This window comes from Gemella sp. 27098_8_92 (assembly GCF_041433685.1).
GTDB lineage: Bacteria > Bacillota > Bacilli > Staphylococcales > Gemellaceae > Gemella.
Map to the genome: position 1 here is coordinate 147523 of NZ_JAPWBZ010000002.1, position 23977 is coordinate 171499.

Genomic DNA, 23977 nt, shown 5'->3' on the forward strand with positions numbered 1-23977 from the left:
GAATTCTTTGGTATATAGTATGAGTAAATCAAAGTATTCGAGGTTTACTTTTATGGGTTTATAATAATGTTGTATAGAATTCTCTTTTTTATTAGATTTGTTTGTAGTATAATTAAATGTAATTGAATTTTGGTTATGAGGAGGAATGTTGATGAAAATAGCGGTTATGGCTGGAACGCCAATTGATTCGCAACTTGGTGAAGATTTGCTAAAAAAATATGGTTATAAAGATATAGTAAAAATACCTATTTCGAAAAATCCTGTAGAACAAACTACGTTTCAAGCCTTAGATGACAGTGAGCGAGAAGATATAATAGTAAAACTTATAAATGAGATTAAAGAGCAGCAATATAGTGCAATTTTTGTTTATTGTAATTCTTTGAGTTCTGTTGTCGATTTTGACAGATTAGCTCTTGAAAACAAAATAAATATTATTACTCCGATGCAAATGTATAGAAATTTGGGATTAGAGTATAAATATTTGGCTGTTATGGCTGCGAATTCTCATGGTCTGACTGGTGTAGAAAATAATTTATATTTGTCTAATCCAGAGTTAAAAGTTTTTGGCCTGTCAATGCTAGAATTGGTAAAAGCTATTGAAGAGAAAAATAGTCCAGATAAAATAGTTGCTGATTTTGATTTTGAAAATTTATTTAATTATTTCGAACAAACAGAAGTAGAGGCTGTAGTTCTAGGTTGCACGCATTTCCCATATATAAAAGAAGAACTTGAAAAAATTACAAAATTATCAATAATTGATGTTGGTATTTTTATGATAGAAAGCTTAAAAAGTAAATAGCTAAAAAACTAACTAGAAATATATTTTTAGTTAGTTTTTTATAATAAATTATATAAAAAAGTTTTTTCAATTTTCAAAAAATATTGCGAGAAAATACCAAGCATGATAAAATTATAGTGTATAGAAAATAAGGGATGTCTTGTGTAACAAATAAAACATTAGTTGTTAAAGCGAGATATAGTTAGTTTTAGGAAAGTATGATTTTATATTTATTATAAAACTAAGAAAAGAGGATAATTTAATGGGATTAGGGACTCTAATTAACGCATTAGGTGTGCTAGCAGGTGGTTTCGTCGGTATGCTTATAGGGCATAGAATATCAAAAAATATGCAAGAAGCTATTATGAAAGCTGCGGCTATTTCTGTTATATTTTTAGGAATAATTGGTGCGTGTGAACATGCTCTTAGGATTAGTGAAAATAAGGTTGTTTCTCAAGGGGCGATGATGTTAGTTGTAAGTTTAACATTAGGTACTTTGATAGGCGAGCTGCTAAACATTGAGCGCCTTTTTGAAAATTTAGGAATTTATTTGAAAAAAATTACAAAGAGTGATAAAGATAATAGATTTGTAGATTCATTTATTATGGCCTCACTAACCATTTGTATCGGTGCAATGTCTATATTGGGAGCTATTCAAGATGCGCTATTTCATGATTATTCCGTTCTTATGGCAAAAACGGTTTTAGATGGGATAACAATCTTAATATTTACTGCTGCAAATGGTCGTGGAAGTATTTTCTCTGTAGTTCCGTTAGTTATATTCCAAGGAGGAATAACTGTTCTTGCGAAGTTTATGGAGCCTATTATGACACCAACAGCATTATCTAATTTATCATTAGTTGGTTCAGTTTTAATATTTTGTGTAGGTGCTAATATTATTTGGAAATTGAAAATAAGAATAGCAAACATGTTACCAGCGATAATAATAGCGGTAATCTTTGCGTTTCTACCATTCTAAATAATGACTTTAAGATTAAAATATTAATAGCGAAAAATACCTAGAGTGTTAGTTCTTATCTAACACTTTAGGTTTATTTTTTTGTATTTATTAACCATGTTTTAACTTTTTTTAGTATAGTGTAGAGTGTAATGGAAATAAGGAGATGTCTAAAATGAAAACATTGAGAAAATTGCTATCCTTGGTGATAGTATTGGCGCTTATAGGTGGTGGGGCAACTTATGCTTTGACGCCGAGTGTAGATATAAAAAAATCTGAAAAACTAGCGAATATAAAGCCAACAAAAACTATAAATGATTTGAATATAGAATTCACAAAAAATGCTAGTTATAAAAATTCAAAATTATTAACAACTGCTAAGATTGACGATGATATGTTGGCATCAATTCTTCAAAACTCTGTTGGGAAAGATTCCCAATTACTAGAAGGAAGTTTTAAATTGGTTGGTAATGGAATCGAAGCTAAATTGCCAGTTAAACTAGGTTTATGGGATACTCAAATATCAGCTAAAATAAGAGTGCTAGGAGCTAATAATAAGGTAGAATTAATTTTAGAAGATGCGAAAATTGGTAAGGTTCCAATCCCTGATTTTGCTTTAGAAAAATATTTAAAAGAAGTATTAACTGGGACGGGTGTTAGTATTAGTGGGAATACGATTACTATTAAGTCGCTAGGATTGCCTGTAAAAGTAGTAGGAATAGAAGTCGTTGGCGGAAAGATAACTGTCACAGCCTCGCTTACTAATTCACAATTATTACAATATAGTAGATAAAATTACCCTCTTTACCTAATATTGTTGTTATTAGGTAAAGAGGGTATGTGTTTAGAAGTAATTCTTATTAAAAAATATAATGAGTATATAAAAATATCTAATGGGGATTTATTTAAATATTTTTATTGGATACCTACTTATATTTTTAGTTTTAAATTAGTTGTTTTACAATGCTGTAAATGCAGCAGTAAATCCAAAAATTATACCAGGAGTGTTAGCTATAACTAAAGGCCAATCACGTTTTTCTCCTAAGAAACCATAAAGAACCCAAAGAGAACAGTTAATACCTGCAACAAAAGGTTGAATAAAGTCCCCTTTATGACCATGTAAATTCCCAGATATTTGAGAAATATATGAAATATACATAAGCATTGATGTACATGTTGCAATCCAACCAAGTTTTTTTAAAAATTTATTATCCACTAGTTTTGTCTCCTCTTAAAAGTTATAATTATATATACTAACATATCGTCTATAATAATGCAAGAATAAGTTTTATATATGTTTATATCAATAGGAAATAAACTATTTTCGTAATAATGTAGTTTATAAAATAATTTTAGGGTACAAAAAATGGTATAACATAAATTATTATTTCTATATTTTTATAGTTATATAAATTATTTTCTGATAATTTGCTATAAAATTCACATAAAACACTTGAAAGTTTATTGCTAATGTAATATAATAAGTCTATCGTGAGTAAAGACAAGGCTAATATGTGGATTATTTAGAGAGAAGCTGGTAGGTGAAAAGCTTCATAAAAGCATAGATAGTTATCACTTTACTTAAAAATAAAATATGACTTAACGAGTGCTCTTAGTAAGAGTTAAAAGAGGTGGTACCGTGGATACATTTCGCCCTCTATAACTTTTACTAAGAGCTTTTTATTTTGAAAGGAGAAACAATGGTAGAATTAAAAGATACATTATTAATGCCAAAAACTGATTTTCCAATGCGTGGAAATCTTCCAAATAAAGAACCTAACTTTTTAAAACGTTGGGAAGAGATGGATTTATACAGAAAAGTATTAGAAAAAAATGCGGGGAAACCTACATATGTTCTTCATGATGGACCTCCATATGCAAATGGGAACATCCACATCGGACATGCATTAAATAAAATTTTAAAAGACTTTATCGTTAAATATAAAAATATGAATGGTTTTGTTTCTAATTATGTTCCAGGTTGGGATACACACGGTCTTCCAATCGAGCAAGTATTAGTAAACAATGGAGTAGATAGAAAATCTATGCCAGCTACTAAGTTTAGAAATAAATGTAAAGACTATGCTCTTAAACAAGTTGATAAACAACGTGAAGACTTCAAAAAACTTGGAGTTATTGGAGATTGGGATAACCCATATTTAACACTTGACCCGAAATTTGAGGCAGAACAAATCCGTGTATTTGGAAAAATGGTAGACAAAGGATATATCTACAAAGGATTAAAACCGATTTATTGGTCACCATCTTCTGAATCAGCTCTTGCAGAAGCAGAAATTGAATACCGCGATCATACTTCGCCATCTATTTATGTTGCATTTGATTTAGTAAGTGAAGATGGAGTTGTAGAAAAAGGAACTAAGTTTGTTATTTGGACAACTACTCCTTGGACATTACCAGCTAACTTAGGTATTGCGGTTCATCCTGATTTTGAATATCAAGTAGTTAAATATAACGGAGAGAGCTATTTATTAGCAAAAGAGAGAGTAAACTTCTTAGCTGAACAATTTGGTTGGGAAAATTATGAAGAAGGTAAAGTAATTTTTGGTAAAGAACTTGAATATCTTTTATGTCAACACCCATTTTTAGATAGAACATCTACATTAATCTTAGCTGATTATGTAACACTTGACTCAGGGACTGGATTAGTTCATACAGCACCTGGACACGGGGTTGATGACTATCTTGTTGGTCAAGGGAAATACAAACTTGGAGTATTATCACCAGTTGATAACCAAGGTGTACTTACAGAAGAAGCTGGACAATTTGCTGGTAAATTCGTATTTGATGCAAACAAAGATATTATTGCTTACTTAGCTGAAACAGGAGCATTATTAAAACAAGAAAATATTACACACTCATACCCACATGACTGGCGTAGTAAAAAGCCAATTATCTTCAGATCGACACCACAATGGTTCTGTTCTGTTGATGCATTCCGTTCTGAATTGTTAGAAGCTGTAGATAACACTAAATTCTACAGTGAATGGGGTAAACCAAGATTATATAACATGATTCGTGACCGTGGTGACTGGGTAATCAGTCGTCAGCGTGTTTGGGGTGTGCCAATTCCAGTATTCTATGCTGAAAATGGTGAAGCTATCCTTGATAACGAATTAATTGAACATGTAGCGAAAATCTTCGAAGTAGAAGGTTCAAATGTTTGGTTCTACAAAGAAGCTAAAGAATTATTACCTGAAGGATATACTCATCCAGGAAGTCCAAATGGTGAATTCACTAAAGAAATGGATATCATGGACGTATGGTTTGACTCTGGAACATCTCACCAAGGATGTTGTGCAGTTCGTGATGATCTAACTTACCCAGCTGACCTTTACTTAGAAGGAAGTGACCAATATCGTGGTTGGTTTAACTCTTCGTTAATTACATCAGTAGCAGTTTCTGGTGCAGCTCCATATAAAGAGTTAGTATCTGCAGGATTTGTTATGGATGGTAATGGTAACAAGATGAGTAAATCTCTAGGTAATGTTATTTCACCTAATGATGTTGGTAAACAATTAGGAGCAGAGATTATTCGACTATGGTCTGCAAGTGTAGACTACACACAAGACGTTCGTATTTCTAATGATATCTTGAAACAAGTATCAGAAACTTATAGAAAAATCAGAAATACTTATCGTTTCTTATTAGGAAACTTATTTAACGGAAGTTTTGATAACAGAAAAGACTTAGTAGAATATGCTGATTTAGAAGAATTAGATAAGTACATGATGATTAAGTTTGAAAAAGTTGTAGCAAATGTTCTTGATTACTATGAAAACTACCAATTCAATAGTATTACTAGTGAACTTACAAACTTCTTTAACGTTGAATTATCTTCATTCTACTTAGACTACGGTAAAGATATTCTTTATATCGAAGGTGAAGATTCATCTAAACGTCGTAGTATGCTGACAGTTCTTTACACTATCTTGAGCAAGTCTGTTAGATTATTCGCACCAATCTTGTCATTTACTGCAGAAGAAATTTATGACAATATGCCATACGAAGATGCTGAGTCTGTACATTTATTAGACTTCCCTGAGAAAAATGTAATTGAAGATGCCGCATTAGAAGCAAAATGGGACAAGCTTTTAGAAGTACGTGATGATGTTAACAAAGCGCTAGAAGAAAGCCGTAATGAAAAAGTTATCGGTAAATCTCTAGAAGCTGCTGTGGAAATTTACAGTAATGATAGTGAAGTGGTTGAATTATTGAACTCTGTTGCCAACCTACACCAATTATTTATCGTAAGTAGTGTAGAGGTAAAAGAAAATGACGGAGCAACTTATGATTTAGCTACTGTAAAAGTAACAAAAGCCCAAGGGCACCGTTGTGAACGTTGTTGGAACATTGTGGAAGAAGTGACTGAAGAAAGTCTTTGCCACAGATGTCACAGTATTTTAAATAAATAATAAAGTAGAAAATTCGAGCTAACTTAAGTTAGTTCGAATTTTTTATACTTTATTATCAATAATCCAACTAATAAAAAATATTTTTCATGTCGAGATATAAATATTTTCTTTTAATTTCTTAAAAATTTTCAGGAAAAAGTAGATGTTGAAATATGTGATAATCAAGTTAATACCAACTTAAAATCGTTACTTTGTTGTTGCGTTACTATGAAATGAGTGTTATAATTAAATGATGAATAAAAATGATATAATATCATTTTCACAGAAAATATGTCGGAAGGAAAATTTTAATGGCTATTTTAGGAAAATTATTTGATGCTAATAAAAGAGAAGTAAAAAGTTTAGCAAAATTAGCTGATAAAGTATTAGCTAAGGAAGAAGAATATGCTAGTTTTAGTGATGAACAGTTACAAAACAAAGCTGAAGAATTTAAAGAATATATTGAAGAAGAAAAAGAAAAAGGCAGAGCAGTTGCTGATATATTAGATGATATATTGGTAGATGCATTTGCAACTGCACGTGAAGGAGCTTTCCGTGCATTAGGTATGAAACCTTATAAAGTTCAAGTTATGGGTGGTATTGCACTACACCGTGGTGATATCGCAGAGATGAGAACAGGGGAAGGGAAAACTCTTACGGCTACAATGCCTGTATATTTAAACGCTTTAGCAGGAGAGGGTGTTCATGTAGTAACAGTCAATGAATACTTATCTAAACGTGATGCTGAAGAGATGGGGGTTTTATATAATTATTTAGGATTATCAGTAGGTTTAAATCTAAATTCAATGAATTCTGAAGAAAAAAGAGCTGCCTATAATGCAGATATTACTTATTCGACGAATAATGAATTAGGTTTTGATTATTTACGTGATAATATGGTGAAATCTGTAGAAGCTCGTGTTCAACGTCCACTAAACTATGCAATCATCGATGAGGTCGACTCTGTTTTGATTGACGAAGCGAGAACACCGCTTATCATTTCGGGAGAAGGACAAGAGTCTACATCACTATATCAAGTAGCTAATGCTTTTGTTAAAACCTTGAAACGCGCTGAGGAAGAGGATGGTAGCGATGGCGATTATACTCTAGATGTAAAAACTAAGGCTATTCAACTTTCTGAAAATGGTATTGATAAAGCAGAAAGTTACTTTGGACTAAAAAATCTTTATGATTTGAAAAATGTTGATTTAACACACCACATAAACCAAGCGTTAAAAGCGAACTATACTATGGCACTTGATGTAGATTATGTGGTTGCAGAAGATGGAGAAATTCTAATCGTTGACCAATTTACAGGGCGTACAATGCCAGGCCGCCGTTTTTCTGAAGGATTGCACCAAGCTATTGAGGCTAAAGAAGGTGTAGCTATCCAAAAAGAAAGTAAGACAATGGCGACTATTACATTCCAAAACTTCTTTAGAATGTATAAAAAACTTAGCGGTATGACGGGTACAGCTAAAACAGAAGAAGAAGAATTTAGAAATATTTATAATATGTATGTAACAACAATACCAACGAATAAACCTATTATGAGAATAGACGCTCCGGATTTTATTTACTCTACTATGGAAGCCAAATTTAATGCGGTTGCTCGTGAGGTTAAAGAATGTTACGATAGAGGACAACCAGTACTTTTAGGTACAGTATCTATCGAAACCAGTGAATTGGTTTCTAGACTTCTGTATAAATATGGAGTTCCTCATAAAGTGCTAAATGCTAAACAAAATGAAAGTGAAGCAGAAATTATTAAACAAGCGGGACAAAAAGGTTCTATAACAATCGCTACTAATATGGCTGGGCGTGGTACAGATATAAAACTAGGTGAAGGTGTTCGTGAACTAGGTGGTTTAGCTGTAATTGGTACAGAACGTCATGAATCACGTCGTATTGATAACCAGTTACGTGGGCGTTCTGGACGTCAGGGTGACCCAGGATATAGTAGATTCTATCTATCATTAGAAGATGAACTTATGGTTCGTTTCGGTGCTGACAGATTACAAAGACTTATGGGTAAAACAGATGATACACCTCTTGAAAGTAAAATGGTCAGCCGCTCTGTAGAAAGTGCTCAAAAACGTGTAGAAGGTAACAACTACGATGCACGTAAACAAGTTCTTCAGTATGATGATGTTTTACGTAAACAACGTGAAATTATGTATGCTGAAAGAAATGAAGTTTTAGAAAATGAAGTAGTTACTGATATTATTGATAGAATGACAGAAGAAGCAGTTGAGAAAACTATCGAATATGCAACTCAAACATTAGAAGCACATAGTGAAAAAGAAGAAACAGAAGAAATTGTAAAATCACTAAATGAAAAATTCTTAGGACAATGTCCTATAAAAGAAGATGAGTATAGTGAAGTTATGTCTGATGAAGAAATTAAACAACTTGCTCTTGAAAAAATTAATAATGAATATGAACAAAAACGCGAGCTTCTTGGTGATGAGACTATGAATTCATTTGAAAGATATATTCTTTTAAATGTAATAGATGATCGTTGGACAGACCATATCGACCAAATGGATCAACTACGCAAAGGTATTTTCTTACGTTCATATGGTCAAATAGATCCGCTTCGTGAATATAAAAACGAAGGACACGAAATGTTTGAATATATGATAGACGAGATAGAATGCGAAGTAGTTGCTAACTTATTACGTATCAAGGTTGAACGTCATGAAGAAATAGAGCTTAAAGAAGAAAAAACAAATCTTGTTACTAATGACAGTAAAGAGCATATTTCTCGTGGTCCAGTAAGAAGTGCATCTCGCGAAGAGAAAAAAGCACGTATTGCTGAGAGAAAACAACGTATCAAAGAGTTAAAAGCTCAAAAGCAAAAAGAAGAGAAATAGTATTTTAACAGATAAGGAAACTTATAGTATAGGTTTCCTTATCTTAAATTATGTAATAGAAATGGAGTGGTTTTATGAAAAAAATAGAGGAATTAAAAAGAATTATTCAAGAAAGTAATAATATAGTGTTCTTTGGTGGTGCTGGAGTTTCTACCGAGTCAAATATACCAGATTTTCGTAGTGCTAATGGTATATTTAGTGTAGAATTAGGACGACATTTTACTCCAGAACAACTGGTATCACGTACGATGTTCGAGAAGTACCCAGAAGATTTTTTTAAATTTTATAAAGAACATTTGATATATCCAGATGCTAAGCCTAATAAAGCACATTATTTTTTGGCAGAACTTGAGAATAAAGGAAAACTTCGTGCTGTTATTACTCAAAATATTGATATTTTACATGAAATAGCAGGAAGTAAAAATGTTTTAAAACTTCACGGTACGGTAGATAGTAACTACTGTCGTAAGTGTGGAAAGCATTATAACTTAGAGGAGTTTTTAGCAAAAGAGAGTATTATTCCTCTATGTGAGTGTGGTGGTATTATAAAACCATATGTTACGTTATATGAAGAAGAATTGGATATGACGGTATTTAGTTCTGCGATTAAGTATATAGAGCAGGCAGAGGTATTAATAATAGGAGGAACCTCACTTAGTGTATATCCAGCGGCAAATCTAATAAGACATTTTAGAGGAAATCATTTGGTGGTTATAAATAAAACTTCAACATCTCAAGATAGAATGGCAACATTAGTTATTAGTGGAAAAATAGGGGAAGTTTTCGAAAAGATAAATAATGTAAAGTAGTGAAATATAATTAACTAAACGAGAAAGGAGATTTTATGAATATTATCAGAAAAATTGGATGGTTTTTAAAACTCGAAAAGAAACGATATATAGTAGGAATACTTGCATTATCGTTAGTAAGTGTTTTTAATTTAATACCGCCAAGAGTGATAGGAAATGTTGTTGATAATATTGCGTCAGGAGAGTTAACAAATAAGTATTTATTTATAAATCTAGCTTACTTAGTATCAGCAGCTTTAATAATGTATGGGTTAAGGTATGTTTGGCGAGTGTATATCTTTGGTGCAGCGTATAATCTTGGAAGATTATTACGTTTTAGACTATTTCAACATTTTACAAAGATGTCTCCATCGTTTTATCAAAAATATCGTACAGGTGATTTGATGGCGCACGCTACAAATGATATTAACTCTGTTGTAATGGTTGCAGGTGGAGGCGTGATGTCGGCGGTTGATGCGTCTATTACAGCATTGGTAACTTTAGGAACAATGGTATTATTAATAAGTCCAAAGTTAAGTTTTATAGCGATATTACCATTGCCGTTTATGGCATATGCAGTTAATAAATTAGGTGATAAAAACTATGAAAGTTTTAAAGAGGCGCAGGAGTCGTTTTCAGATTTAAATAGTAAGGTTCAAGAAAATGCCTCGGGTGTTCGTGTTACTAAGTCGTTTGGTTACGGTAATGATGAAATAGAAAGCTTTAAAGAAATTAATAAGGAAGTTTTTATTAAAAATATTACTGCCTCAAAATATAATGCACTATTTAATCCTATGGTGCTTGTTTTTATTGGACTTTCATATACTTTGACTTTAATTTCTGGAGGAATCTTTATTTCTAATGGAGAGATGACCGTTGGAGAGTTAGTAACCTTTGTAACATACTTAGATATGTTAGTTTGGCCGCTTCAAGCAATAGGGTGGTTGTATAATATAGGTCAACGTGGTGATGTTTCTTATGGACGTATTGAAAAATTACTAGCTGAAGAAAGTTCTGTAAAAGAAACGGCAAAAGAAGGATTAGTAGCAGTCAATGGCCGATTAGAATATAATATTTCTAATTTTGTATATTTAGATAAATCAGTATTGTCAGAAATTAAGTTTTCAATAGAGCAGGGTCAGACATTAGGTATTGTTGGAGTTACAGGTTCTGGGAAAACAACATTGCTGAAGTTATTACTACGAGAATATGATGTAGTGGATGGAGAAATTCTTTTAAACGGTGAAAATATTAAAAACTATAAATTAAAAGATTTGCGTAGTTTAATAGGGTATGTTCCACAGGATCAAGTATTATTTGCGATGTCTATAAAAGAAAATATTCGCTTTGCTGATCCAGCATATTCGGATGAAAGAGTAGAAGAAGTTACAAAACTTTGTGGCTTATATAATGATATAAAAAGTATGCCAGATGGAATTGATACTATTATTGGAGAAAGAGGTGTTTCATTATCTGGAGGTCAAAAGCAACGTATAGCGATGAGCCGTGCATTAATTATGAACCCGGATATTTTAATACTTGATGATTCTCTATCAGCAGTTGATGCAAAAACGGAAAATATTATTTTAGAAAATCTAAAAGAAGAGAGAAAAGGGAAGACAACGATTATTACTGCCCATAGATTATCAGCTATTGTTCATGCTGATTTAATTATCGTTATGGATAATGGAAAAATTATTGAACGTGGAACGCATGATGAGTTGTTAGCCCAAGATGGTTGGTATAAAGAAACATACAGTAACCAACAGTTAGAAGAACAGTTAAAAGGAGGAGAATAGGTTGAAAAAAAATAATACTTTTTTAAGATTGCTTAATTATATGCTAAGATATAAAACTTTTACAGCAGTCGCATTAACATTTATCCTTTTAACAAGTATTGTAGCTACTGCAATTCCTCTTTTAGCTCAATATTATATTGATAACTATATAACAAAAGGTATTGCAAGTGCAGGGCTTGGTTTATTAATCATCTATTATGGGCTATTTTTATTTAGGGTTATTTCTACCTTTATAGGTGAATATTACTTTTCCAAAGTTGCGTATAGTATAGTCAGCGATTTGCGTGAGGAGAGCTTTACAAATCTTCAAAAATTAAGAATGTCTTATTTTGATAGAACACCAGTAGGTTCGATTGTTTCAAGATTAACAAATGATACACAAGCAGTTGCTGATATGTTTGGAACAATTTTTTCTAGTTTTCTTAACTCTATTTTGATGTTTGTTGTAACGATAGGAGCGATGATTTCTCTTAGCCCTGGATTAACAGTTTTAATGATATTGTTTCTTCCAATAATGATAGGTTCAGTTTATTTGTACCAAAGATTATCTAGTAAGCTAGTAAAAATTACTCGTGCTAAACTTAGTGATTTAAATACAAAATTATCGGAATCGATAGAAGGTATGCGAATTATTCAAGCTTTTAATCAAGAAGAACGCTTAATAAAAGATTTTGAAGAAGTAAATAAAGAACATCTACATTACATGAGTCGCTCTTTATCGGTGGATAGTTTATTACTTCGCCCAGCCATGGCATTGTTAAAAATTTTGGCCTATGGAGTAATATTGACTTATTTTGGGCTTAGTTGGCAAACTGCAGGTTTTACAGCTGGGATAATTTACGCATTTATTCAATATACAAATCAGCTGTTCAATCCACTTATAGAGCTTATGCAAAATTTTTCTGTTTTACAGACATCTATGATAGCTGCAGGGCGCGTTTTTGAACTTATTGATAATAAGGAATATGAACCTGCTCAAAAGGATAGTAATTATAAAATTGAAGAAGGAAATATTGAATTTAAAAATGTGAGTTTTTCTTATGATGGGAAGAATGATGTTTTGAAAAATATTTCGTTTAAGGTGAATAAAGGAGAAACTATTGCATTTGTGGGATCAACTGGTTCTGGGAAATCATCAATAATAAATCTATTTTTAAGATTTTATGAATTTGACCGTGGGGAAATTCTGGTTGATAGACGGGATATAAAAGATTATTCAATGAAAGAATTACGAAATAAAATAGGTTTAGTACTACAAGATCCATTTTTATATCATGGAACTATTGAATCTAATATAAAAATGTATAATAAGTCTTTAACTGAAAGTGATATCAAAGCGGTGGCTGAATTTGTCGATGCTGATGAGTTTATTATGCAGCTACCTGAAAAATATAAAAGTCCAGTTACAGAACGTGGTTCAACTTTTTCAAGTGGACAACGTCAGCTACTTACTTTTGCAAGAACTATAGCAGCACAACCTAAGATTTTAATTTTGGATGAAGCTACAGCAAATATTGATTCTGAAACAGAAGAAATAATACAAAACTCATTAAAGAAAATGAGAAAGGGACGTACGACGATAGCAATAGCTCATAGATTATCCACTATTCAAGATGCAAACTGTATTTATGTACTTGATAAAGGTGAGATAATTGAAAGTGGTACACATGCTGAATTATTACAACAAAAAGGAACATATTACAAAATGTACCAGCTTCAAGCAGGGATGCTAAGTATAGAGAAAACCTCTAACTAGTTTATTAGTTAGAGGTTTTAGTATTAGAATTTAATTCTTTCTTCTATATATTGTTTTAATTCTGAAATAGAGATACGAGTTTGTTCCATTGTGTCACGCTCACGAACAGTTACCATACCATCATTTTCAGATTCGAAGTCATAAGTGATACAGAATGGAGTACCGATTTCATCTTGACGACGATAACGTTTACCGATAGAACCAGTTTCATCAAAATCTACCATAAAATCAGCTGCAAGCTGTGAATAAACTTCACTTGCTTTATCACTTAATTTTTTAGAAAGTGGTAGAATAGCTGCTTTATATGGTGCCAGAGCCGGATGGAATTTAAGAACTGTACGAGTATCATTTTCTCCTACTTCTTCCTCATTATAAGCGTCACATAAGAATGCTAGTAGGACGCGATCAACACCAACAGATGGTTCAATACAATATGGAATATATTTTTCATTTGTAATAAGGTCTTGATAAGTTAAATCTTGACCAGAGTGTTCCATATGTTGTTTTAAATCGTAATCTGTTCTTGAAGCAACTCCCCAAAGTTCTCCCCATCCAAATGGGAATTTAAACTCGATATCAGTTGTTGCATTAGAATAGTGAGAAAGCTCTTCTGGATCATGATCACGTAAACGAATATTTTCTTTTGTCATCCCTAAATCTAATAACCAGTTTTCACATGTATCTTTCCATGTTTTGTGCCAGTCTAATTCAGTTCCTGGTACACAGAAGAACTCAAGTTCCATTTGTTCAAACTCACGAGTACGGAAGATAAAGTTACCAGGTGTAATTTCATTACGGAATGATTTACCAATTTGCCCTATACCGAATGGCAGTTTTTTACGCATACTACGTTGAACATTTTTGAAGTTAACAAAAATACCTTGTGCAGTTTCTGGGCGTAGATAGATTTCACTTGTAGAGTTTTCTACAACACCTTGATTTGTTTTGAACATAAGGTTAAATTGTCTAATATTAGTGAAATCATGTTTACCACATTCTGGACATTTAATATTTTCGCGTTCAATAATATTTTCTAATTCTTTAAATGGTAGTCCATCAACAACAACATCTTCATTTTTTTCTTTGAAATAATATTCTTCAATAAGTTTATCAGCACGAAGACGTGATTTACATGATTTACAGTCCATCATTGGATCAGAGAAGTTTCCAACGTGACCTGATGCTTCCCAAGTACGTGGATTCATAAAGATAGCAGCATCTAATCCAACGTTATATGGTGATTCTTGAATGAATTTTTTCCACCATGCTCTTTTAATATTATTTTTTAGTTCAATACCTAATGGACCGTAATCCCAAGTATTAGCTAGTCCACCATAAATTTCAGATCCTTGAAATACGAATCCTCTATTTTTTGCAAGAGATAAAATTTTCTCCATATTTAATTCCTCCTTTAAAATAAAATATCCCTAGATATACTCTAAAGTATACCTAGGGACGAAATAAATTCCGCGGTTCCACCCTGATTAGTAAAAACTCATCTTTAATATTCAATATATAATAAATTATGCCAAATATTTTGCTGAACTTTCACCATCAACAGCTCGCTACTATATCTATTATTCTAACATTTAACTAAAAAACTTTCAAGGAAAAGATTAAAAAATTATTTTAACTGTTCGTGATTTATTGTAAGTATAAAGTATAAGTGTTATAATAAACTAATATTAAGTTATTGAGGAGGTTATATGAGGGTTTCATTTCAAAGAGGCGATATAAAACATCTTATAACTAGTGGTGTTATTTATTTTGTAGCGGTATTTATTATACCATCACTATTACCACTAACATTAAGTGTTAACTCACGATTGAATATTTCATTAGGAATAGCAGCATTAGCAACTATTATTATGATTTTTATAGCATCTAGGTCGCATAATGATATTGATAGAGGAAAAAAAGAATCAACTATTTTGCTAAATATAGCGATAGGGTTAGCAGGATTTGTCGCAATGATGCTATTACAAGGGGTGATAAATTGGACATTACAATATTTGTCTGAAATTTTTGAGTTTCAAGCAAGTAGCAAAAATACAAGTAATGTTGTTCAGATAATAAAATTAAATCCTTTATTTATAGTATATGTTATTTTTTTAGGTCCGATAATGGAAGAATTATTCTTTAGAAAAGCAGTTTTTGGATATTTTTATGATATTATGTTGGGAAGTAAACGATGGATTAGATTTGTAATCCCAGCGTTAATAACTGGCATATTATTTGCTATACCGCATGATGGATTTTCTCCAATCATGATATTATATATAATGATGTCATTTGTCTTTAGCTTTTTATATTTAAAAACTAAAAGTATTTTGACACCAATGGTAGCACATATTACTATGAATACAATAGTAGTAATAGCTCAACTTGCAATACAGTAGGAGGCGTTATGTCATCAAAAAATTGGTTATCAATAAATTATTTTTTGCAATTTGCAGTTAATGGAGTATTTTTACCATTTTGGATTTTGTATCTCACAGGTGTGAAAAATTTAACTGTTTTAGAAGCAAGTTCAATATTTTCGATGTTATATTTTGCTAGATTTCTAGGTGGAATTTTTTTGAATCCATATTTATTAAAGAGATATAATATTAGTTTATCGCTAAAGATATCGGTGATAGCTGGCGTTTTACTTGCACTGAGCTATGGAACTACAAATAACAAAATAGTCTTGACTCTTATAACATTTATGTTTGGTCTAGTTTATTATACAGTTGCACCATTTATAGAAAGTTTGGCATCTTTATTTTTAAAAGAAGAAGGTATTGATTATGGAAAAGCAAGGACATGGGGATCTGTAAGTTTTACATTGGTTGGGATAGCTGCTGGTGGAATTATAGGATATGTAGGTAGTGTCGCATTGTATTATATACTTATTATATTATTAGTTTTATATGTAATTTTTATGTTTTTACCTCAACCTAAGCTAGTTTGTACTCTTACTGTTAATAAAGGTGATAACAATAATACAGGTAAATTATATAGTTGGATATTAAAAGATAAAAATGCTATATTACTTATTTTAGTTATATTTTTATATCAGTTGTCACATACAGCATATAATAATTATAACGCATTATACTTGGATAGTATGAATATTAGTGCTAAATGGATGTCAGGATTAATATTAAATATATCAGTAATAGCTGAAATTTTATTTTTTATTTTTTCTAAAAAAATAATAGGGAAAATAAAGCCAACTCAATTACTAATTTTTTCAGGAGTGGGAGCAATAATAAGATGGTTAATGTTAGCATTATTTCATAATATATATGTATTTGCCGTAATGCAAACTTTTCATGCAATAACTTTTGCAGTATCTCACATTGCTTTTATTTTAATTTTAAATAGTAGATTTAATACTGAAAAAATAATTGATATGCAAATATTATATACAGCGATATGCTACCAACTTAGCATGACCATTGGTCTTTATATTATGGGGGCAATATGGGATATAAATTCATCCTTAGTGTTTTATGTATCTGCAGGAATCGCTCTAGTAGGAACGATATTTGCAACAAGAATTAGAGAAAAATAAAATTTAGAAGAGGAATCATAATTTATTAAATTATGGTTCTTTTTTGATATAAGTATATTTGGCTGAATATAGAAATAAGAACAATATTTTGAATATTACTAAAAAACTTGGAAAAATATTAGTATAATATTAAAATATAATTGTAAGTAGTTATGGAGGTATTTGTATGATTAAACATTTGTTTTCTGATATGGATGGGACTGTTTTGAATAGTAACGGACAAATGAGCGAATTTACGATAAAAACAATAAAGGAAAGTGGATTGCCATTTACTTTAGTATCAGCTCGTTCTCCACAAAAAATGGAAGAAATAATAAATAATCTTGGTATTGATGGAATTCATGTTGCATTTAATGGCGGCTTGATTTTTGAGAAAAATAATAAAAAAAATACAATATTACATAGTGTACCATTGGAGTATAATTTAGCAAGAAGATTGGTATTAGATATAAGAAATAAGTTTGAAAATATTGGTATTAGTCTCTATGATGAATTATACTGGAATACAGATTTAGAAACTATGGGCATAAAAAGAGAATATAATATAGTAAAAGTAGGTTACAAGATTGTAAATTTTAAAAATTATTTTGAAAATACAAATAAAACAATTTATAAAGTATCATTTATTGAGCATGACGAAGAAGTTTTTAAAAAATTGATAGATTATGTAGAAGAAAACTATTCTAAAGAACAGTTAACTATTCAAAAATCTTTAAGTGGTTATTTAGAAATTACTCATATTAATGCAAAGAAATCAAAGGGTATTGAATACATACAAAAACTTGAAAAATTGGAGAAGAATGAACTAGCAGCTTTTGGAGATGGTCAAAATGATATACCAATGTTTCAAAGTGTTGGGCATATAGTAGTTATGGAAAATGCTACAGACGATGTGAAAAAATATGCGGACTTTATTACTAAATCTAATAATGATGATGGAGTTGCATATGCGATTGATAAGTATATAAAAAATATTTAGTATGATGTAGATAGTGGAGGACTAAAATGAATAAGTACATTAAAAACTTAGAAAAAGAATTTTCTATAATAAAAAATGGCTTCAAAGAGCAAGAAAAAAAGCGATAAATGATTATAAATCAAATAGTATTGAATATATAAAAGAATTAGCTTTTCTAGCATATCATTCTGAAGTTTATCAAGTGAGAATGTACGGTGTATTCCTTTTTGGTTATTTGTTTACAGATAAAGAAATTTTGACATTTATGAGAGAAGAAGTTTCTAAAGATGATAATTGGAGGGCTCAGGAAGTATTAGCTAAGTCGTTTGACGAATTTTGTAAATCAATAGGGTATGAAAAAACACTTACTGTTATTGATGAATGGCTAAATCATGATAATCCTAATACAAGAAGAGCAGTAACGGAAGGTTTAAGAATATGGACAAGTAGACCATACTTTAAAGAAAATCCCAAAGAGGCTATCAGAAGAATAGCGAATTTAAAAGAGGATAAGAGTGAATATGTAAGAAAATCAGTGGGGAATGCACTAAGGGATATAAGCAAAAAGTTTCCAGAATTAATTAAAGATGAATTGAATACTTGGAAGTTGGAAAATAAAGAAATTAATCAAGTGTATATGTTGGCAAATAAATTTATTAAGGAAAAACAATAATATATATTTAAACCAGAAGTAATCAAAACAGTAGATTTTAAAAGTTTACTGTTTTTTATTTACTCTTATTTTACCGAAGAGTGCATAACAAAAATATATGTGAAGATAATTCATATAAATACTTGATTAAATGCTGGTTAAGGAGTATAATGGAAATATAAACGGACGTTAAAACAAAAATTAAAAATAAATAGTTTAAAAAACGAACTATTCGCTTTGAAAAGGAGTTAAATGTATGAAAGTAGCGGTAATAATGGGTTCAAATTCGGATTATACTACTATGGTTGAAACGTGTAATCTTTTAGAGCAATTTGAAATCCCTTATGACAAAAAAGTAGTTAGTGCTCATAGAACACCAGATCTTCTAGTAGAGTTTTCTAAAAATGCTAGAAAAAATGGTTATTCTCTTATAATAGCTGCTGCAGGAGGTGCGGCTCATTTACCAGGTATGGTAGCTTCAATGACAACATTACCTGTAATAGGAGTACCTATTAAGTCTAGTACTCTTAGTGGAGTAGATTCTCTATACTCAATAGTACAGATGCCTGCAGGAGTTCCTGTTCTTACTATGGCAATAGGAGTCGCTGGTGCTAAAAATGCAGCAATTAGCGCACTATCAATTTTGGGAATGACGAATGAAAATTATGAACAGAAATATTTAGATTTCAAAAAAGAACAAGAACGTATAGTATTGGAAGAGATGAAGATATGATAAAAATAATTTTACCAGGAAAAACAATAGGAATAATTGGTGGTGGACAACTTGGGCGAATGCTTGCTATGAGTGCAAAAGAGATGGGGTACAAGATTGCTATTTTAGATCCAAGTGATATGTGTTGCGCCAAAATTTTTAGCGATGTATTTATTAAAGCAAATTTTGATGATTTCGAAAAAGTAGAGGAACTATGTAAGCATAGTGATGTTATTACTTTTGAGTTCGAAAACATTGATGCTGATGCACTAAGTAAATTAGAAAAAAAATATAATTTCGTTCAAAGTTCGGAAGTATTGCGTATTACTCAACATAGGTATTATGAAAAAGAATTTGCGAGAAGTTTGGAAATACCAACTGTTGATTATATTCATATAGAAGATAATACTGATGTTGAGATAGATAAAGTGTATTTGATGAAAACTTTACGCTTTGGTTATGACGGTAAGGGACAGAAAAAAATTTCTAAGAAGGAAGAAATAGAAAAACAAACTATATTAGAAGAACTTATAAAGCTTGATAAAGAAATATCGGTTGTTGCCGTTAAAGATAAGTACGAAGTTCAAATTATTGCTGTTGTTGAAAATGAACATCGTAATAATATTTTATATCGTTCGAAAGTTCCAACGTCAGCCACAATAGAACAAGAAAGTCTTGCAATAGAATATACAAAAAAAATACTAGATAATATCGAATATTACGGTGTACTTACTGTTGAATTTTTTATAAGTAATGGGAAAGTAATTTTCAATGAAATTGCTCCCCGTGTTCATAACTCTGGACATATAACGATGCAAAGTGCAACTAAAAGTCAGTTTAGAGCACATGTGGAAGCTATATGTGGCTTAAGAGTTGGTAAGATTGAAAACCGTGAGACGACTTTATACAATATACTAGGTCAGGATGAAGATTATTTTAAAAATCTAATTACTAAAAAACAAGGCTACTTACATTTTTATGAAAAGGAAGCTCGTGAAAATAGAAAAATAGGTCATATTAACTTTTATGGTGATGTACATTTAGGAGGATACGATGAGTAACAAAAGAATTTTTATTAAAAAGCGTCAAGGATATAATAAGGAAGAATTACAGCTGAAAAATACGCTAAATCTAGAGTATAATCTAGATTTAGATAATGTTCAGGTGTATGTTATTTATGATATTTATAATATTGATGAAGAAACTTATAAACTAGCTAAAACTTCGGTATTTTCTGAAGTCGTTGTTGATGAAGTTTTTGAGAGTATTGATTTAGAAGAAGGAAAATATTTCGCATATGAAGTGCTCCCTGCTCAATACGATCAAAGAGCTGATAGTGCGACTCAGTGTATAAAGTTGCTTAATGCGAAAAGCGAAGCAACTGTTAGAAGTGGTAAGCTAGTTATTTTTGATAAAAAATTAAATTCTGATGAATTGAAATTAGTGGAAAATTATCTAGTAAATCCAATTGAAGCACGAGTTAAGGATTTATCAGTATTAGAATTTTCACTAAATTCTGAACCTAAACCTCTTAAAAAACTTGATGGATTTTTGGAATATTCTCACTTGCAGTTAGAAGCTGTAAAAAAAGAGTTTTCTCTAGCGATGAATATAGAAGATTTAGAATTTATTCAAAGTTATTTTAAAACAGAAGGACGTGTTCCAACTGAAACTGAGATTTATGTTCTTGATTGTTATTGGAGTGATCACTGCCGTCATACAACATTTGAAACTGTTCTTGATGAAATTAATATTGAGTCTGAACTTTTCAAAAAGGAAATGCAAGATGCGTTTGATTACTATCTAAAAGTTCGTGGAGAGCTTAATCGTGAAGATAAACCATTAACACTTATGGATATGGCAAGTATTATTGGTAAATATCATGTTGGTATATTAAATGATGAAAATATCGAAGTAAGTGAAGAAATTAATGCATGTTCATTCTTTACAACTATTCAAAATAAAGGTAAAGAAGAACGTTGGTTAATTCAGTTTAAAAACGAAACACATAATCATCCAAGTGAAATTGAACCATTTGGTGGAGCAAGTACTTGTATAGGAGGAGCTATTCGAGATCCACTATCAGGACGTAGTTATGTATATCAAGCTATGCGTATCTCTGGAAGCGGAAATATTCTCCAAAAACGTGAAGATACTTTAGCGCATAAACTTCCACAGGTAGAGATAGCAAAAGGAACAGCGCATGGTAACTCATCGTATGGGAATCAAATTGGTTTAGCAACAACGTTTGTTCGTGAAATTTATGATGATAGTTATGTTGCTAAACATATGGAAGTTGGAGCTGTTGTAGGAGCTGTAAAAGAAGGAGATTATAAACGTGAAACTTTAGTCGCTGGTGATATTGTTGTAATGATTGGTGGTCGTACTGGTCGTGATGGTATCCAAGGCGCAAGTGGTTCAAGTGTTGAGCACACAAATGATTCTTTAGAAACTATGTCAAGTCAAGTACAGAAAGGTAATGCTCCTGAAGAAAGAAAATTACAAAGGTTGTTTAGAAAACCAGAAGTTACTAGACTTATTAAAAAATGTAATGACTTTGGTGCTGGCGGAGTTTGTGTTTCTATCGGAGAGTTATCAGACGGTATTGAAATTCACCTTGATAAAGTTCTAACAAAATATAAAGGACTTAATGCAACGGAACTTGCTACTAGTGAATCGCAAGAGAGAATGTCTGTTGCGATTGACAAAAAAGATTATGATGCATTTGTTCGTGAATGTGAAAAAGAAAATATTGAGTATGCACATGTTGCGACTGTAACAGACCGTCGTCGCTTAGAAATGTACTACAATGATGAAAAAGTAGTAGATATGAGTGCAGATTTCTTAGAAACAAGTGGGGTAAGACAACATACTAAAGCAACATTAGTGGATAATAAAGCTGAAAATCTATTTACAGATAAAGAATTTTCTAGAGAAGCTGTGTTAAAAGAACTTGGAGAATTAAATGTAACTTGCCAAAAAGGATTAGCTTCAAAATTCGACTCTTCAATTGGAGCTTCAACAGTTCTTATGCCGTTTGCAGGTCGCCATAAACTTACACCTGTTCAAGCAAGTGTTCAAGCATTACCAACATTGCACTCAACAAGCGATACGGCAACGATCCTTACATATGGATTTATTCCGAAAATTTCATACTATTCACCATTTTTATCTTCTATCTACGCAGTGTTAGAATCAGTAGCTAAAGTTTATGCAGTCGGTGGTACACGAGAAAGTCTTTACTTCTCATTCCAAGAGTATTTCGAAAAACTTGGTAAAGATAGTTCTAAATGGGGTAAAGTTACTCAAAGTTTATTAGGAAGTATTTATGCTCAACGTGAAATTGGTCGCCCAAGTATTGGCGGAAAAGATAGTATGTCAGGAACTTTCAATGATCTTAATGTTGTAGAAACACTAATTTCATTTGCCTGCGTGCCTGTAAAAATAAATGATGTTATAACTCCAGAGTTGAAAGAAGTTGGCAACAAACTTTATTATGTGCCAGTAGTAAAAGATGAAAAAGGATATCCAGATATTGCAGCTACTTTAGAAAATTATGAACTTGTTCATAAATATATTAAAGAAGGTAAAGTAGTTTCAGCATATGTTCAAGAAGAAGGTAGCTTAGCCGCTTCTCTAGTAAAAATGTCGTTAGGTAATGATTTGGGATTTGAAGTAGAAAAAGAAAATATTTTAAACTTTGATCCAGCATCATTAGTAGTAGAAGCAAAAGAAAAATTACCATTTGAACTTATTGGTAAAGTAAGCAGCAGAATCATTATTAATAATGAATTATTTACACATAACGATATATATGAAGCTTATACAGCTACTCTAAATGATATTTATCCGATGTATCAAAACGAAGATAAAGGAACTGTAGAAAATCTTCACACAGAAAATAAAGGACGAGAATATTATCCAGAATATGTAGAGGATGTAAAAGTAGTTATACCTGTCTTCCCTGGTACGAACTGTGAGTATGATAGTGAGAAAGCATTTATTGAAGCAGGAGCAACTCCTACGACAGTAGTAATCAGAAATACTCGAGAAAATGATATTAATGAATCAATAGAAGAGTTTGTAAATGCAGTAAAAGAATCTCATATCATTATGTTTCCAGGTGGATTTTCTAGTGGCGATGAACCAGACGGAAGTGCTAAGTATATTGTTAACTTCTTAAAAAATGAAAAAGTAAAAAATGCTATTCACAAACATTTAGCTGAGAAAAAACTTATATTAGGAATCTGTAATGGATTCCAGGCATTGCTTAAATCAGGATTACTTCCTTATGGAGAAATACGTGAATTGAATGAGGATGACCTTACGTTATACCGAAATGATAGTTATGAACATATTTCAACAACAGCATTTACTCGTGTAGCAAATGCAAATTCACCTTGGTTACAAGATTTTACAATCGGAACTGAACACGAAGTGGTATTTAGTCATGGAGAAGGAAAAGTAGTTGGTCTTAATATAGACAAATTCAAACACTTAATTGCTTTCCAATACTGTGATTTTAATGGAAATGCAACATTAAATGGTAGATTTAACCCTAATGGATCTTACTTAGCAACAGAAGGTTTAATAAGTGAAGATGGACTTATCCTTGGTAAGATGGGACACAGTGAGCGTTTTGGAGAAAGTTTATATAAAACAAATACAATAAAAGTCAAACAAGATATATTTAAAAATGGTGTAAATTATTTCAAAGGGGAAAAATAAA

At 31.3% G+C, this 23977-nt stretch carries 17 protein-coding genes; 15 read left to right on the plus strand and 2 right to left on the minus strand.

Annotated features, from left to right (window positions below; translation table 11 throughout):
- Window positions 1–151: 151 nt before the first annotated feature.
- The 3 genes from O3802_RS02065 (at window position 152) to O3802_RS02075 (ending at window position 2529) form a co-directional block, all read left to right on the plus strand.
- The gene (locus tag O3802_RS02065; protein ID WP_371458081.1) at window positions 152–799 is read left to right on the plus strand and encodes a glutamate racemase; all 648 of its coding nucleotides are present in this window, start codon (window positions 152–154) and stop codon (window positions 797–799) included.
- Window positions 800–1040: 241 nt separating this feature from the next.
- Complete coding sequence (locus tag O3802_RS02070; protein WP_371458082.1) at window positions 1041–1757, plus strand: DUF554 domain-containing protein; 717 nt, start codon at window positions 1041–1043, stop codon at window positions 1755–1757.
- 154 nt (window positions 1758–1911) lie between these two features.
- A complete protein-coding gene (locus O3802_RS02075; RefSeq protein WP_371458083.1) occupies window positions 1912–2529 on the plus strand; it encodes a hypothetical protein in 618 nt (205 codons plus the stop codon).
- Window positions 2530–2694: 165 nt separating this feature from the next.
- Here the strand turns inward: O3802_RS02075 and O3802_RS02080 are convergent, their stop codons facing one another.
- Window positions 2695–2952 carry a SemiSWEET family transporter gene (locus O3802_RS02080; protein ID WP_371458084.1) on the minus strand — a complete coding sequence of 86 codons (258 nt, stop codon included), beginning with the start codon at window positions 2950–2952 and terminating at the stop codon, window positions 2695–2697.
- A 484-nt stretch (window positions 2953–3436) separates the two neighbouring features.
- Here O3802_RS02080 and ileS point away from each other — a divergent pair, with 484 nt between their 5' ends.
- The 5 genes from ileS to O3802_RS02105 all read left to right on the plus strand — a co-directional run bounded on the left by ileS (window position 3437) and on the right by O3802_RS02105 (window position 13367).
- Window positions 3437–6169: an isoleucine--tRNA ligase gene (gene ileS, locus O3802_RS02085; RefSeq protein ID WP_371458085.1), complete on the plus strand. Its 2733-nt coding sequence runs from the start codon at window positions 3437–3439 to the stop codon at window positions 6167–6169.
- Window positions 6170–6459: 290 nt separating this feature from the next.
- On the plus strand, window positions 6460–9024 hold the full coding sequence (secA, locus tag O3802_RS02090) for a preprotein translocase subunit SecA (protein WP_281665571.1): 2565 nt from the start codon (window positions 6460–6462) through the stop codon (window positions 9022–9024).
- Between the two features lie 74 nt (window positions 9025–9098).
- Window positions 9099–9833: an NAD-dependent protein deacylase gene (locus O3802_RS02095; protein ID WP_371458086.1), complete on the plus strand. Its 735-nt coding sequence runs from the start codon at window positions 9099–9101 to the stop codon at window positions 9831–9833.
- Between the two features lie 35 nt (window positions 9834–9868).
- Window positions 9869–11611 carry an ABC transporter ATP-binding protein gene (locus O3802_RS02100; protein WP_371458087.1) on the plus strand — a complete coding sequence of 581 codons (1743 nt, stop codon included), beginning with the start codon at window positions 9869–9871 and terminating at the stop codon, window positions 11609–11611.
- A 1-nt stretch (window position 11612) separates the two neighbouring features.
- On the plus strand, window positions 11613–13367 hold the full coding sequence (locus O3802_RS02105; protein ID WP_371458088.1) for an ABC transporter ATP-binding protein: 1755 nt from the start codon (window positions 11613–11615) through the stop codon (window positions 13365–13367).
- 23 nt (window positions 13368–13390) lie between these two features.
- Here O3802_RS02105 and O3802_RS02110 read toward each other — a convergent pair whose 3' ends face one another.
- A complete protein-coding gene (locus O3802_RS02110; protein ID WP_371458089.1) occupies window positions 13391–14764 on the minus strand; it encodes a glycine--tRNA ligase in 1374 nt (457 codons plus the stop codon).
- Window positions 14765–15073: 309 nt separating this feature from the next.
- Here O3802_RS02110 and O3802_RS02115 point away from each other — a divergent pair, with 309 nt between their 5' ends.
- The 7 genes from O3802_RS02115 to O3802_RS02145 all read left to right on the plus strand — a co-directional run bounded on the left by O3802_RS02115 (window position 15074) and on the right by O3802_RS02145 (window position 23976).
- Window positions 15074–15766 (plus strand): CPBP family intramembrane glutamic endopeptidase, encoded by a 693-nt coding sequence (locus tag O3802_RS02115; RefSeq protein WP_371458090.1) that lies wholly within the window; start codon window positions 15074–15076, stop codon window positions 15764–15766.
- Between the two features lie 8 nt (window positions 15767–15774).
- Window positions 15775–16926: an MFS transporter gene (locus O3802_RS02120; RefSeq protein WP_371458091.1), complete on the plus strand. Its 1152-nt coding sequence runs from the start codon at window positions 15775–15777 to the stop codon at window positions 16924–16926.
- A gap of 166 nt (window positions 16927–17092) precedes the next feature.
- Window positions 17093–17905, plus strand: a complete 813-nt coding sequence (locus tag O3802_RS02125; RefSeq protein ID WP_371458092.1) for an HAD family hydrolase — start codon at window positions 17093–17095, stop codon at window positions 17903–17905.
- 136 nt (window positions 17906–18041) lie between these two features.
- Entirely contained in the window at window positions 18042–18557 is a 516-nt protein-coding gene (locus O3802_RS02130) for a DNA alkylation repair protein (protein WP_371458147.1), read from the plus strand.
- 235 nt (window positions 18558–18792) lie between these two features.
- Window positions 18793–19269 (plus strand): 5-(carboxyamino)imidazole ribonucleotide mutase, encoded by a 477-nt coding sequence (purE, locus tag O3802_RS02135; protein WP_371458093.1) that lies wholly within the window; start codon window positions 18793–18795, stop codon window positions 19267–19269.
- Window positions 19266–20309, plus strand: a complete 1044-nt coding sequence (locus O3802_RS02140) for a 5-(carboxyamino)imidazole ribonucleotide synthase (protein ID WP_371458094.1) — start codon at window positions 19266–19268, stop codon at window positions 20307–20309. The genes purE and O3802_RS02140 overlap by 4 nt, the downstream gene beginning before the upstream one ends.
- On the plus strand, window positions 20302–23976 hold the full coding sequence (locus O3802_RS02145; RefSeq protein ID WP_371458095.1) for a phosphoribosylformylglycinamidine synthase: 3675 nt from the start codon (window positions 20302–20304) through the stop codon (window positions 23974–23976). Before O3802_RS02140 ends, O3802_RS02145 begins: the two co-directional genes overlap by 8 nt.
- Window position 23977: the final 1 nt, after the last annotated feature.

Coding starts and splice junctions, on each gene's coding strand:
- O3802_RS02095 (WP_371458086.1), top strand. CDS start 9,099: ATGAAAAAAATAGAGGAATTAAAAAGAATTATTCAAGAAAGTAATAAT.
- O3802_RS02070 (WP_371458082.1), top strand. CDS start 1,041: ATGGGATTAGGGACTCTAATTAACGCATTAGGTGTGCTAGCAGGTGGT.
- O3802_RS02120 (WP_371458091.1), top strand. CDS start 15,775: ATGTCATCAAAAAATTGGTTATCAATAAATTATTTTTTGCAATTTGCA.
- O3802_RS02115 (WP_371458090.1), top strand. CDS start 15,074: ATGAGGGTTTCATTTCAAAGAGGCGATATAAAACATCTTATAACTAGT.
- O3802_RS02075 (WP_371458083.1), top strand. CDS start 1,912: ATGAAAACATTGAGAAAATTGCTATCCTTGGTGATAGTATTGGCGCTT.
- O3802_RS02145 (WP_371458095.1), top strand. CDS start 20,302: ATGAGTAACAAAAGAATTTTTATTAAAAAGCGTCAAGGATATAATAAG.
- secA (WP_281665571.1), top strand. CDS start 6,460: ATGGCTATTTTAGGAAAATTATTTGATGCTAATAAAAGAGAAGTAAAA.
- O3802_RS02125 (WP_371458092.1), top strand. CDS start 17,093: ATGATTAAACATTTGTTTTCTGATATGGATGGGACTGTTTTGAATAGT.
- O3802_RS02100 (WP_371458087.1), top strand. CDS start 9,869: ATGAATATTATCAGAAAAATTGGATGGTTTTTAAAACTCGAAAAGAAA.
- purE (WP_371458093.1), top strand. CDS start 18,793: ATGAAAGTAGCGGTAATAATGGGTTCAAATTCGGATTATACTACTATG.
- O3802_RS02110 (WP_371458089.1), bottom strand. CDS start 14,764: ATGGAGAAAATTTTATCTCTTGCAAAAAATAGAGGATTCGTATTTCAA.
- ileS (WP_371458085.1), top strand. CDS start 3,437: ATGGTAGAATTAAAAGATACATTATTAATGCCAAAAACTGATTTTCCA.
- O3802_RS02065 (WP_371458081.1), top strand. CDS start 152: ATGAAAATAGCGGTTATGGCTGGAACGCCAATTGATTCGCAACTTGGT.
- O3802_RS02140 (WP_371458094.1), top strand. CDS start 19,266: ATGATAAAAATAATTTTACCAGGAAAAACAATAGGAATAATTGGTGGT.